This window comes from Pseudomonas sp. MUP55, from assembly GCF_034043515.1.
Taxonomy (GTDB): domain Bacteria; phylum Pseudomonadota; class Gammaproteobacteria; order Pseudomonadales; family Pseudomonadaceae; genus Aquipseudomonas.
This window is the reverse complement of the sequence record NZ_CP138214.1, coordinates 4469004-4481757: the sequence shown is the minus strand read 5'-3', so window position 1 is coordinate 4481757 and position 12754 is coordinate 4469004. Positions and strand designations below refer to the sequence as shown.

Here is a 12754-nt window from a genome sequence, read left to right as displayed (position 1 = left end):
ACATGGGTGTTAAGCGCTGCTTAGACCGCTACGGCACGCGGCTCGCTGCGGCGGATCGCGCGGACTTTGTGCAGCGTGTCGGCGCAAGTGCGTGCCGCTTCCTGACCTTTGTGCACGAAGTGCTCGTAGAAGAAGGTGGTGTGTTCGCTGCCGCCGTGGAAGTGGTGCGGGGTCAGGGACACCGAGAATACCGGCACTTCGGTTTCCAGCTGCACCTGCATCAGGCCGCTGACCACCGATTGCGCGACGAATTCGTGGCGGTAGATTCCGCCGTCCACCACCAGCGCAGCGGCGACGATACCGGCGTAACGGCCGGTCTTGGCCAGCAGCTTGGCGTGCAGGGGCATTTCAAAGGCGCCGCCGACTTCGAAGAAATCGATATCCGATTCCTGGTAGCCCTGGGCGATCATTTCGGCAAGGAAGCCTTTGCGCGACTGGTCGACAATATCCTTGTGCCAGCAGGCCTGGATAAACGCGACGCGCTCGCCGTGGTGGTTTTTGCTTTTGCTGTCGATTGCGGTGGGTTGCATGTTCTGACTCCTGTTTAAGAAAAAAACAGGGCGTTATGAATCGAATGGGATTTAAGGGTACGCAGGCGCAAGCAGGCGCGCGGCCCTTAGGTGCCAATCCCGTTCTCTCTTCATCCGGACTATGACCGTCGGCCCCGGGATCACACCGGGTCTGCTGACCTTGTCGCCGTCCTGCCTGAGCAGTTCGAGGCGCCAAGCGCTCGCGGGCTATGCACATTGCGCGCAATTACCGCCGGTGGGGAATTACACCCCGCCCTGAGAACGTTGCCGCCAGAACCCTGGCGGCGCAGAGTTTTTATCATGCTTTTTCAAAAACTGCACGGTTGCCGTATCGATAAGCTATATCGGTTTGTTTGGTAGGTATTCGATTGAAGTGACGTGGGGCTTGATATTACGTAGCGTTGCCCGCAGTAATCGTTCATAAAACCAACCGACATTACACCCTTAGAGGCCTGTTCCATGTCTGTGATCGACCTGCGCAGCGACACCGTGACCCAACCCACCCCCGGCATGCGTGACGCGATGGCCAGCGCCGTCAGTGGTGATGACGTCTACGGCGAAGACCCCAGCGTCAACAAACTGGAGGCCGAACTCGCTGCGCGCCTGGGCTTTGCGGCCGCGCTGTTCGTGCCCACCGGCACCATGAGCAATCTGCTGGCGCTGATGGCCCACTGTGAGCGCGGCGAGGAATACATCGTCGGGCAACAGGCCCATACCTATAAATACGAAGGAGGCGGGGCGGCCGTGCTGGGTTCGATCCAGCCGCAGCCGCTGGAAGTGCAACCCGACGGGTCCCTGGACCTTGACCAGGTGCTGGCGGCGATCAAGCCCGACGACTTCCACTTCGCCCGCACGCGCTTGCTGGCGCTGGAAAACACCATGCAAGGCAAGGTGCTGCCATTGGCGTATCTGGCCAAGGCGCGGGCGTTTACCCGTGAGCACGGCCTGGCGCTGCACCTGGATGGCGCGCGGCTGTACAACGCAGCGGTCAAGCTTGGGGTGGATGCGCGCGAGATTGCCCGGCATTTCGACTCGGTGTCGGTGTGCCTGTCCAAGGGCCTCGGTGCGCCGGTCGGATCGGTGCTGTGCGGTTCCACGGCATTGATCGCCAAGGCCCGACGCCTGCGCAAGATGGTCGGCGGTGGCATGCGCCAAGCCGGCTCGCTGGCGGCGGCGGGCCTGTATGCGCTGGATCACCAGGTGCAGCGTCTGGCCGACGACCACGCCAACGCCCAGCAACTGGGGGCCCAGTTGCGCGAGGCGGGTTATACGGTGGAGCCGGTGCAGACCAACATGGTGTATGTGCAGGTCGGGGACCAGGCGCAGGCGCTGAAGGCGTTTGCCGCTGAGCGTGGGATCAAGTTGAGTGCCGCGCCACGCCTGCGCATGGTCACGCACTTGGATGTGAGCCGGGCGCAGATTGAGCAAGTCGTGCAGGCATTCGTCGCCTTTTCGCAGAAATGACAGCGCAGACCGTCTAATTGACTGTTTCTATCACATAAACACGCTGTACCACCGGCAAAGGGCCGATATAATGCGGCCCTTTGCCGTCGCTTCGTCTGATGATGTTGCGCACTGGCCTTTGGCCGCAGCCTCCGTGGAAGAACCTAATGAAAAGCGCAGAAATCCGTGAAGCCTTCCTTCGCTTCTTCGAAGAGCAAGGCCACACTCGTGTAGCCTCAAGCTCCTTGATCCCAGGCAACGACCCCACCCTGCTGTTCACTAACGCGGGGATGAACCAGTTCAAGGACTGTTTCCTGGGCCAGGAAAAGCGCGCCTACACCCGCGCGACCAGCAGTCAGAAGTGCGTACGCGCCGGTGGCAAGAACAGCGACCTGGAAAACGTGGGTTACACCGCACGTCACCACACCTTCTTCGAAATGCTGGGTAACTTCAGCTTTGGCGATTATTTCAAGAAAGATGCGATCACCTTCGCCTGGACCTTCCTGACCGGCGTGCTGAAGCTGCCCAAAGAAAAGCTCTGGGTCACCGTCTACGCGACGGACGACGAAGCGTATGACATCTGGACCCAGCAAATCGGCGTGCCCGCCGAGCGCATGATTCGCATCGGCGACAACAAAGGTGCGCCGTACGCCTCCGATAACTTCTGGACCATGGGCGATACCGGCCCGTGCGGCCCCTGCACCGAGATTTTCTACGATCACGGCGCCGACATCTGGGGTGGCCCGCCGGGTTCGCCGGATGAAGACGGCGACCGCTACATCGAAATCTGGAACAACGTGTTCATGCAGTTCAACCGCACCGCTGATGGTGTGTTGCACCCGTTGCCAGCGCCGTCGGTGGACACCGGCATGGGCCTTGAGCGCATCAGTGCGGTCATGCAGCACGTGCATTCCAACTATGAGATCGATCTGTTCACCAACCTGCTGAGTGCATCGGCGGCGGCCATTGGTTGCGCCAATGAAGGCCAGTCTTCGCTCAAGGTCGTATCGGACCACATCCGTTCCTGCGGTTTCCTGATTGCCGATGGTGTGCTGCCGTCCAACGAAGGCCGTGGCTATGTGCTGCGCCGCATCATCCGTCGCGCCTGCCGTCACGGCAACAAGCTGGGCGCTACCGGCAGCTTTTTCTACAAGATCGTGGCGGCGCTGGTTGCCGAGATGGGCGATGCCTTCCCGGAACTGAAGCAGCAACAAGCCAATATCGAGCGCGTACTCAAGGCCGAGGAAGAGCAATTTTCCAAAACCCTGGAGCACGGCCTGAAAATTCTCGAGCAGGACCTGGCCGAACTCAAAGGTACCGTGGTGCCGGGCGATGTGGTGTTCAAGCTCTACGACACCTACGGTTTCCCGATGGACCTGACCGCCGACATCGCCCGTGAGCGCGAGCTGACCATCGATGAAGCCGGTTTCGAGCGCGAGATGGAGGCCCAGCGCGTGCGTGCGCGTTCCGCCAGTTCGTTCGGCCTGGACTACAACACCCTGGTCAAGGTCGATGTGCCCACCGAGTTCATCGGCTACAAGGCTACCGCCGGCTCGGCCAGGATCGTGGCCATTTACAAAGACGGCAAGTCCGTCGATGTGCTGAACGAGGGCGATGAAGCGGTGGTGGTCCTGGACCAGACGCCGTTCTACGCTGAGTCCGGTGGCCAGATCGGTGACTGTGGCTTCCTCAGTTCGACGTCCGGCCGTTTCGACGTGCGCGATACCACCAAGACCGGTGGTGCTTTCCTGCACCACGGTGTGTTGGTGCTGGGTAACCTGGTCGTCGGTGCGCCAGTCGACACTCAAGTTGATGCCGATGTACGGCATGCAACCGCGCTGAACCATTCGGCCACTCACTTGCTGCACGCTGCCTTGCGTCAGGTACTGGGCGAGCACGTCCAGCAGAAGGGCTCGCTGGTTGACAGCCAGCGCCTGCGTTTCGACTTCAGCCATTTTGAAGCGATCAAGCCTGAGCAGATCAAGGCGCTGGAAGACATCGTCAACGCTGAAATCCGCAAGAACACCCCGGTCGAAACCGAGGAAACGGATATCGAAACCGCCCGGAACAAGGGCGCCATGGCGCTGTTTGGCGAGAAGTACGGTGACCAGGTGCGCGTACTGAGCATGGGCGGCAGTTTCTCGGTGGAACTGTGTGGGGGTATCCACGCCAACCGTACCGGCGACATCGGCCTGTTGAAAATCATCAGCGAAGGCGGCGTGGCCTCGGGCGTGCGTCGTATCGAGGCGGTGACCGGTGCTGCGGCGCTGGCCTACCTCAACGCAGCCGAAGAACAACTCAAGGAAGCGGCCGGCCTGGTCAAGGGCAGCCGTGACAATCTGATCGACAAGCTGTCCGCCGTCCTCGAGCGCAATCGCGCGCTGGAGAAACAGCTGGAGCAGTTGCAAGCCAAGGCAGCCAGTGCGGCCGGCGACGACCTGTCGGCCTCGGCGGTTGACGTCAAGGACGTAAAAGTCCTGGCGGCGCGCCTGGACGGTCAGGACGGCAAGGCGTTGCTGGCCTTGGTCGATCAGTTGAAGAACAAGCTCGGCCGCGCAGTGATCCTGCTCGGCAGTGTCCATGAGGATAAGGTCGTTCTGGTTGCGGGTGTAACCAAGGACCTGACTGGCCAACTCAAAGCCGGTGATTTGATGAAGCAAGCCGCTGCGGCAGTGGGCGGCAAGGGCGGTGGTCGTCCGGACATGGCGCAAGGCGGTGGTGTTGACGCCGGCGCCCTGGACGCGGCCCTGGCCTTGACCGTGCCGTTTGTCGAGGCAGGTATTTAAGGCGCTGTTAATGAGCCCATGGTCTAGTCGTGGGCTCGCTCGGTTGCTGGAAGATTCGTTTATTGGGCGCCCCTTTACGGGCTGAGGCGGCTTAGAAATGGCTTTGATCGTACAGAAATTCGGAGGCACCTCGGTCGGTTCTGTCGAAAGAATCGAGCAGGTCGCCGACAAGGTTAAGAAGTTCCGTGATGCCGGCGACGACCTGGTGGTGGTGCTATCGGCCATGAGCGGCGAGACCAATCGCCTGATCGACCTGGCCAAGGCCATCAGCGGTGATCAACAACCGCTGCCGCGTGAGCTGGATGTGATTGTGTCCACCGGTGAGCAGGTGACGATTGCGCTGCTGGCCATGGCTCTGAACAAGCGTGGTGTGCCGGCGGTGTCCTACACTGGCAGTCAGGTGCGCATCCTTACCGACAGCGCACATACCAAAGCGCGCATCCTGCAGATTGACGATCAGAAGATTCGTACTGATCTGAAGGCTGGTCGCGTGGTAGTGGTAGCCGGTTTCCAGGGTGTGGACGAGCAGGGCAACATCACCACCCTCGGTCGTGGCGGTTCGGACACCACTGGCGTGGCGCTGGCAGCGGCGCTCAAGGCTGACGAATGCCAGATCTATACCGATGTGGATGGCGTCTACACCACCGACCCGCGCGTCGTGTCCGTGGCCCAGCGCCTGGACAAGATCACCTTTGAAGAGATGCTGGAAATGGCCAGCCTCGGTTCCAAGGTGCTGCAGATCCGTGCGGTGGAGTTCGCCGGCAAGTACAACGTTCCGCTGCGCGTATTGCACAGCTTCAAAGAGGGTCCGGGCACCCTCATTACTATTGATGAAGAGGAATCCATGGAACAGCCGATCATTTCCGGCATCGCTTTCAATCGCGATGAAGCCAAGCTGACGATCCGTGGCGTGCCAGACACCCCGGGTGTGGCGTTCAAGATCCTCGGCCCTATCAGCGGCGCGAACATCGAAGTCGACATGATCGTGCAGAACGTTTCGCACGATAACACCACCGATTTCACCTTCACTGTGCACCGCAACGAGTACGATGCGGCCGAGCGTATCCTGCAGAACACGGCGAGCGAGATCGGCGCCCGTGAAGTGGTGGGTGATACCAAGATTGCCAAGGTGTCGATCGTGGGTGTGGGCATGCGCTCCCATGCCGGCGTTGCCAGCCGCATGTTCGAGGCCCTGGCCAAGGAAAGCATCAACATCCAGATGATCTCCACATCGGAAATCAAAGTCTCGGTGGTGATTGAAGAGAAGTACCTGGAACTGGCTGTGCGTGCGCTGCATACCGCCTTTGAGCTGGACGCTCCGGCCCGACAGGGCGAGTGAGGCGATGCCAGGAAGGCGCGGCTTACCGCGCCTTTCATTTTTTTGTTGGGTGCATGTTCTTTTGCGTGGGCTCGACAATACTTAGGCGGTAGGGCTATGGCCTTCTGGTTGTAGGTCGAATGCCTTTTTTTTGCAGACTGTTGTTCCTGAACTGAATTGCGTGAGGTGAAAGGTATGTTGATTCTGACTCGTCGTTGCGCAGAAAGCCTGATTATCGGTGATGGCGAAATCACCGTGACGGTGCTTGGCGTCAAAGGCAATCAAGTGCGTATCGGGGTTAACGCTCCGAAAGAGGTAGCGGTCCATCGCGAGGAAATCTACCTGCGGATCAAGAAAGAGAAGGACGAAGAACCAAGCCTTTAATTTTTATCGTTTTTTATGTTTGCAAACGGGGAAGAACGTGGTTAATATACGCCCCGTGTTGCGGAGAGCTGGCCGAGTGGCCGAAGGCGCTCCCCTGCTAAGGGAGTACACCTCAAAAGGGTGTCGGGGGTTCGAATCCCCCGTTCTCCGCCATTATTTGCTTAGTACGTTGCAATCTGGTTTTTTCGGTAAGTTGTTGAAAATACTCGAAAAAATAGCTTTACATAGAGATTGAACGGCCTATAATGCGCGGCAACAAATGCACTCGTAGCTCAGCTGGATAGAGTACTCGGCTACGAACCGAGCGGTCACAGGTTCGAATCCTGTCGAGTGCACCATTTAAGATTCAGTTGCAGCAATGCAGGTGTCTCGGCTTCAACCAGTTGTGACCTGGTCTAAAAACACAATCTGCACTCGTAGCTCAGCTGGATAGAGTACTCGGCTACGAACCGAGCGGTCACAGGTTCGAATCCTGTCGAGTGCACCATACAAACAAAAAGCCCGCCTAGTGCGGGCTTTTTGCCGTCTGGGGTTTGTGTAGGTTTTTTCCTGGCGTACGCCTTTTTCCATTTCCCATGTGTTTTACCTTCCGGCTGCGTCGTCGCAGTCCATAGATGCAGCCAATACTCAGCTTTGGCTTGCAAGCGCTTGTTCTTTCCAGTTTTTTGACGTTAAAAGCGGTCGAGCGGTGTATCATGCGCCGGTCAGCCCCGCCGGGGCTTGTGGAATGCCTCCATGGACTTACCCAGTAGTTACTCAGTACCCCGCTTTACCAATCATGAATTGACTGATTGATTCTTCCGGCGCGCTCCGCTGCTGGGAGTGGAGTTCGCCTATGACCGAAGTAGAAGTAAAGAAAACACAAGAAAGCCTGCAGGATCGTTTGGCTCAAGTTATCGAGCTACTGCAGCGCCAGCGTGTGGTCGAAGATCTCACGCACCGCCAGGAAGGTCCGCACCACGACCGCGTCGAAAACCTGGTTCACCGGCAAAACCTCGTCGAGTTGCAGCGTAAGCTCGATGACCTGCACTCCGCCGACGTTGCTTATATTCTCGAAGCCTTGCCGCTGGATGATCGACTGACGCTCTGGCAGTTGGTCAAAGCTGATCGCGACGGCGACATTCTCCTCGAAGTATCTGATTCGGTCCGTGAAACCCTGATCGCCGACATGGACGATCATGAACTCCTGGCTGCGGCCAAGGAGATGGATGCGGACGAGCTGGCTGACTTGGCTCCCGAGTTACCACGCGATGTCGTTCATGAGCTGATGGAGGCGTTGGACACTCAGCAGCGTGAGCGTGTGCGTTCAGCGCTGTCTTACGATGAAGATCAGGTCGGCGCGCTGATGGACTTCGAGATGGTCACCATCCGTGAAGACGTCAGCCTGGAGGTGGTGCTGCGCTACCTGCGCCGTCTCAAGGAGTTGCCGGGCCACACCGATAAACTGTTCGTCGTCGACTACGAAGGCATCCTCAAGGGCGTATTGCCCATCAAGCGCCTGCTGGTCAATGATCCGGAAAAGAAGGTTGCTGACCTGATGGCCAGCGATACCGTGAGCTTTCACCCGGATGAGGACGCTTACGACGCGGCCCAGGCTTTTGAGCGTTACGACTTGATCTCGGCCCCGGTGGTCGACAAGAACGGCAAGCTGATCGGTCGTTTGACCATTGATGAAATCGTCGACCTGATCCGCGAAGAGAGCGAAACCGAAGTCCTCAACATGGCCGGTTTGCGTGAAGAGGAAGATATTTTCGCGTCAGTCTGGCGTTCGCTGCATAACCGCTGGGCTTGGCTGGCCGTCAACCTGATTACCGCGTTTATTGCGTCCCGGGTGATCGGGCTGTTCGAGGGCTCCATCGAAAAGTTGGTGGCCTTGGCGGCGTTGATGCCGATTGTGGCGGGTATCGGCGGTAATTCCGGTAACCAGACCATCACGATGATTGTGCGTGCCATGGCGCTGGACCAGGTCAGTACTGCCAACTCTTCACGTCTGTTGCGCAAGGAATTAGCCGTGGGCCTCATCAATGGCCTGGTGTGGGGCGGCGTAATAGGGGTGGTGGCTTACCTGCTATATGGCAGTTGGTCGCTGGGTGTGGTGATGACTGCCGCCATGACTCTGAATTTGCTTCTGGCCGCCTTGATGGGGGTTTTGATCCCCATGACCCTGGCGCGTCTGGGGCGCGACCCTGCCATGGGTGCCAGCGTGATGATTACGGCCATGACTGACAGTGGTGGCTTCTTCATCTTCCTGGGCTTGGCTACAATCTTCCTGCTTTGACCCCTTCCTGCGGGGGCAGCTCTGCCCTCGCTCTGCTTGCTTGCTCAAATCCCGCGCAAAAAAAAGCCAGCACATGGCTGGCTTCGGCTTTCACGTACAAGTCAATTGGCTTCTGCGGCCGCCTCCACGTCGTGCGCGATCAGCGAGACGAGAGCATTTTGCTGGCGGTGGGAAAGCTGCCGAAAACGCTGCAGCAGTTCGCGTTCGTGGAGTGACAGCTCTGGGCTATCCAGGCGCATGCTTAGCTCTTCACCCAAGGCTCCTTCCTGAATAAGGCTCTGTTCCAGGCGGGCGATGATTTCGGAGTTCATGCTGCGATGATGATTGCGAGCCACCTCGGCAATGCGTTCACGCATTCCGTCTGGCAGACGTACGACGAACTTGTCAGCCGTACGGCTGGAATAAATTGCCTGTTTCAATGGGCGCATATATTTAACCGGTTAGTTCAGGGGAGCGGTTTTTGGAATTGGCCGCAAGATGAGTGTTAAGACAAGACTCACGACCAAAGTTCAACCCGAATTGCAAAGAGGCCGCATCATGCCTCAGATTTGACATTTCCTTGGCGTCAATTCTGTGACAAATATTGAACCGCCTAAAGGCTTTATGCCAGCACTGATTTGCATTTTTGCGGACTGGTTGGAAAAGTTTTTGCGTGGGATCGGACATTCCTGATCCTCACACGAGCCTTATCCCAAAGTCGGGTTGAAGAGCGCACGCCCTGAGCAACATGGCCTTTTGCCCTCACGTACAAGGGTAGTGGCAGTTTGCTGATTTACTAGCGCGAGGCGACGTAAGGTAGGGGGGAGGGGGAGTGAGCTTAGCGCAACACTGGATCAAATTTTATCCGCCTACCCACAGCGAGCGTCAGAATCAGCAGGCATCCGAATACGGCGCTGGCGATGAACGCCACTGGTTGGCCATCTTGCGCGTCGCTACCCAGGCCCATCAGGGTGGTCGCGATCGTCAGGCATAGAAAAACCCATGCAGGTTTGGACATGAATAGCGCTCTCAGAAAACCCAATGTTCGGAGGTTTGGGTGGCTTGGGTGCCTTGGGTTAGACGGATGGGAGATTTAGGGTTGCCTGTCATCACGGCCAGCTGCGGGCGCTGCTGCAGATGGTGGGGCACGGCTTGAGCTATCTCGGCGTTGTCCGGTGAATTCGTCGGTGCGAAATGAAAAGTTGCCAGTGCGGCCAGTGCCACTGCGTTGAGGCCGAGTAGTAGGGCGCTGTTCATGGTCGTCTTCTCCGTATGCCTTGGCCAGGTTGGTTTTATGAGAGAAGTGTTGCAGGTGGCGTGCCAACTGATTAAGTCAATATATTCAATAGGTTATGTGATTTAAAAGGGTAGTCTTCAGTGCAATTTGCAATGATGGCAGTTTGGGGTAGTGCAATTTGCACGGCGACAGGAGGCGTTCGCGTTTAATGGGCCAAGTGCACTCGGTGCTTACAAGGATTGGCCTACGATCAAAAAGCCAAGGGATGACATGACAAAGACGACCTTGGCCGTTAACATGCACGCCGTCCGTCGTTAAGCCCCTGGCTTGTCGATTGCGACTCGTCCCAGTAGCTCAATTGGATAGAGCATCCCCCTCCTAAGGGGAAGGTTGGCCGTTCGAACCGGCCCTGGGACACCATTTCATCAGCTGTATGCGTTGTTGGCGTTCGCCGATATCAAAAACCTTCGCTTCCTTTGCCTGCCGATGGTTCCCTAACAGAAGGGAATTCGTTCATCAGTTTGTGGGCAGTCGGGTCGCTGTTTCTCCTATCTATATAGAAAGCCAGCGAGGCTGAAGGGAATTTTAAAGTTTTTGATTTAGGGGCTTGACGCTCCAGTTGAAAGCTGTAGAATTCGCCTCCCGCTTACGAGAGATCGCAAGCGCAAGCGCAAGAGGTTGAAGTTGTTGAAGAAATCTTCGAAAACTTCTGAAAATAACCGCTTGACAGCAAATGAGGCTGCTGTAGAATGCGCGCCTCGGTTGAGACGAAAGATCTTAACCAACCGCTCTTTAACAACTGAATCAAGCAATTCGTGTGGGTGCTTGTGGAGTCAGACTGATAGTCAACAAGATTATCAGCATCACAAGTTACTCCGCGAGAAATCAAAGATGTAGCCAACGATTGCTGAGCCAAGTTTAGGGTTTCTTAAAAACCCAAAGATGTTTGAACTGAAGAGTTTGATCATGGCTCAGATTGAACGCTGGCGGCAGGCCTAACACATGCAAGTCGAGCGGTAGAGAGAAGCTTGCTTCTCTTGAGAGCGGCGGACGGGTGAGTAATGCCTAGGAATCTGCCTGGTAGTGGGGGATAACGTTCGGAAACGGACGCTAATACCGCATACGTCCTACGGGAGAAAGCAGGGGACCTTCGGGCCTTGCGCTATCAGATGAGCCTAGGTCGGATTAGCTAGTTGGTGGGGTAATGGCTCACCAAGGCGACGATCCGTAACTGGTCTGAGAGGATGATCAGTCACACTGGAACTGAGACACGGTCCAGACTCCTACGGGAGGCAGCAGTGGGGAATATTGGACAATGGGCGAAAGCCTGATCCAGCCATGCCGCGTGTGTGAAGAAGGTCTTCGGATTGTAAAGCACTTTAAGTTGGGAGGAAGGGCAGTTACCTAATACGTGATTGTTTTGACGTTACCGACAGAATAAGCACCGGCTAACTCTGTGCCAGCAGCCGCGGTAATACAGAGGGTGCAAGCGTTAATCGGAATTACTGGGCGTAAAGCGCGCGTAGGTGGTTTGTTAAGTTGGATGTGAAATCCCCGGGCTCAACCTGGGAACTGCATTCAAAACTGACTGACTAGAGTATGGTAGAGGGTGGTGGAATTTCCTGTGTAGCGGTGAAATGCGTAGATATAGGAAGGAACACCAGTGGCGAAGGCGACCACCTGGACTGATACTGACACTGAGGTGCGAAAGCGTGGGGAGCAAACAGGATTAGATACCCTGGTAGTCCACGCCGTAAACGATGTCAACTAGCCGTTGGGAGCCTTGAGCTCTTAGTGGCGCAGCTAACGCATTAAGTTGACCGCCTGGGGAGTACGGCCGCAAGGTTAAAACTCAAATGAATTGACGGGGGCCCGCACAAGCGGTGGAGCATGTGGTTTAATTCGAAGCAACGCGAAGAACCTTACCAGGCCTTGACATCCAATGAACTTTCCAGAGATGGATTGGTGCCTTCGGGAACATTGAGACAGGTGCTGCATGGCTGTCGTCAGCTCGTGTCGTGAGATGTTGGGTTAAGTCCCGTAACGAGCGCAACCCTTGTCCTTAGTTACCAGCACGTTATGGTGGGCACTCTAAGGAGACTGCCGGTGACAAACCGGAGGAAGGTGGGGATGACGTCAAGTCATCATGGCCCTTACGGCCTGGGCTACACACGTGCTACAATGGTCGGTACAGAGGGTTGCCAAGCCGCGAGGTGGAGCTAATCCCACAAAACCGATCGTAGTCCGGATCGCAGTCTGCAACTCGACTGCGTGAAGTCGGAATCGCTAGTAATCGCGAATCAGAATGTCGCGGTGAATACGTTCCCGGGCCTTGTACACACCGCCCGTCACACCATGGGAGTGGGTTGCACCAGAAGTAGCTAGTCTAACCTTCGGGAGGACGGTTACCACGGTGTGTTTCATGACTGGGGTGAAGTCGTAACAAGGTAGCCGTAGGGGAACCTGCGGCTGGATCACCTCCTTAATCGACGACATCAGCTGCTCCATAAGTTCCCACACGAATTGCTTGATTCATTGAAGAAGACGAAAGAAGCAGCCCGAAATTGGGTCTGTAGCTCAGTTGGTTAGAGCGCACCCCTGATAAGGGTGAGGTCGGCAGTTCGAATCTGCCCAGACCCACCAATTTTGTGTGGGAAACGCCTGTAGAAATACGGGGCCATAGCTCAGCTGGGAGAGCGCCTGCCTTGCACGCAGGAGGTCAACGGTTCGATCCCGTTTGGCTCCACCACTACTGCTTCTGTCGGTATAAAGCTTAGAAATGAGCATTCCATCGCTGTG

At 56.8% G+C, this 12754-nt stretch carries 9 protein-coding genes, 6 tRNA genes, 1 rRNA gene and 1 riboswitch; of the genes, 12 read left to right on the top strand and 4 right to left on the bottom strand.

Going from position 1 to position 12754, the window contains the following annotated elements; all coding sequences use genetic code 11:
- Positions 1-20: 20 nt before the first annotated feature.
- The gene (locus SC318_RS20150) at positions 21-530 is read right to left on the bottom strand and encodes a 6,7-dimethyl-8-ribityllumazine synthase (RefSeq protein WP_057723717.1); all 510 of its coding nucleotides are present in this window, start codon (positions 528-530) and stop codon (positions 21-23) included.
- A gap of 97 nt (positions 531-627) precedes the next feature.
- Positions 628-797: riboswitch (FMN riboswitch) on the bottom strand.
- A 192-nt stretch (positions 798-989) separates the two neighbouring features.
- Here SC318_RS20150 and ltaE point away from each other — a divergent pair.
- The 8 genes from ltaE (at position 990) to mgtE (ending at position 8739) form a co-directional block, all read left to right on the top strand.
- On the top strand, positions 990-1994 hold the full coding sequence (ltaE, locus tag SC318_RS20145) for a low-specificity L-threonine aldolase (RefSeq protein WP_320428196.1): 1005 nt from the start codon (positions 990-992) through the stop codon (positions 1992-1994).
- A gap of 146 nt (positions 1995-2140) precedes the next feature.
- Positions 2141-4759: an alanine--tRNA ligase gene (alaS, locus tag SC318_RS20140; RefSeq protein ID WP_320428195.1), complete on the top strand. Its 2619-nt coding sequence runs from the start codon at positions 2141-2143 to the stop codon at positions 4757-4759.
- Positions 4760-4856: 97 nt separating this feature from the next.
- On the top strand, positions 4857-6098 hold the full coding sequence (locus tag SC318_RS20135; protein ID WP_056861669.1) for an aspartate kinase: 1242 nt from the start codon (positions 4857-4859) through the stop codon (positions 6096-6098).
- A gap of 174 nt (positions 6099-6272) precedes the next feature.
- Positions 6273-6461, top strand: a complete 189-nt coding sequence (gene csrA / locus SC318_RS20130; RefSeq protein WP_003175645.1) for a carbon storage regulator CsrA — start codon at positions 6273-6275, stop codon at positions 6459-6461.
- Positions 6462-6523: 62 nt separating this feature from the next.
- Positions 6524-6614 (top strand) — tRNA-Ser (locus tag SC318_RS20125).
- Between the two features lie 108 nt (positions 6615-6722).
- A tRNA-Arg gene (locus SC318_RS20120) sits at positions 6723-6799 on the top strand.
- Between the two features lie 72 nt (positions 6800-6871).
- Positions 6872-6948, top strand: a tRNA-Arg gene (locus SC318_RS20115).
- Between the two features lie 348 nt (positions 6949-7296).
- Positions 7297-8739: a magnesium transporter gene (gene mgtE / locus SC318_RS20110; RefSeq protein WP_065950554.1), complete on the top strand. Its 1443-nt coding sequence runs from the start codon at positions 7297-7299 to the stop codon at positions 8737-8739.
- Positions 8740-8840: 101 nt separating this feature from the next.
- Here the strand turns inward: mgtE and SC318_RS20105 are convergent, their stop codons facing one another.
- From SC318_RS20105 to SC318_RS20095, 3 genes are all read right to left on the bottom strand, one after another.
- Positions 8841-9167 carry an Arc family DNA-binding protein gene (locus SC318_RS20105; RefSeq protein WP_003193592.1) on the bottom strand — a complete coding sequence of 109 codons (327 nt, stop codon included), beginning with the start codon at positions 9165-9167 and terminating at the stop codon, positions 8841-8843.
- A gap of 389 nt (positions 9168-9556) precedes the next feature.
- Complete coding sequence (locus tag SC318_RS20100; protein WP_320428194.1) at positions 9557-9736, bottom strand: PA3371 family protein; 180 nt, start codon at positions 9734-9736, stop codon at positions 9557-9559.
- 11 nt (positions 9737-9747) lie between these two features.
- Positions 9748-9975: a hypothetical protein gene (locus SC318_RS20095; RefSeq protein WP_320428193.1), complete on the bottom strand. Its 228-nt coding sequence runs from the start codon at positions 9973-9975 to the stop codon at positions 9748-9750.
- A 323-nt stretch (positions 9976-10298) separates the two neighbouring features.
- Between SC318_RS20095 and SC318_RS20090 the strand changes: the two genes are divergently transcribed.
- From SC318_RS20090 to SC318_RS20075, 4 genes are all read left to right on the top strand, one after another.
- Positions 10299-10375: transfer RNA gene (locus tag SC318_RS20090), tRNA-Arg, on the top strand.
- Positions 10376-10903: 528 nt separating this feature from the next.
- Positions 10904-12440, top strand: a 16S ribosomal RNA gene (locus SC318_RS20085).
- Between the two features lie 81 nt (positions 12441-12521).
- A tRNA-Ile gene (locus SC318_RS20080) sits at positions 12522-12598 on the top strand.
- A gap of 30 nt (positions 12599-12628) precedes the next feature.
- Positions 12629-12704 (top strand) — tRNA-Ala (locus SC318_RS20075).
- The last annotated feature ends 50 nt before the right edge of the window (positions 12705-12754 follow it).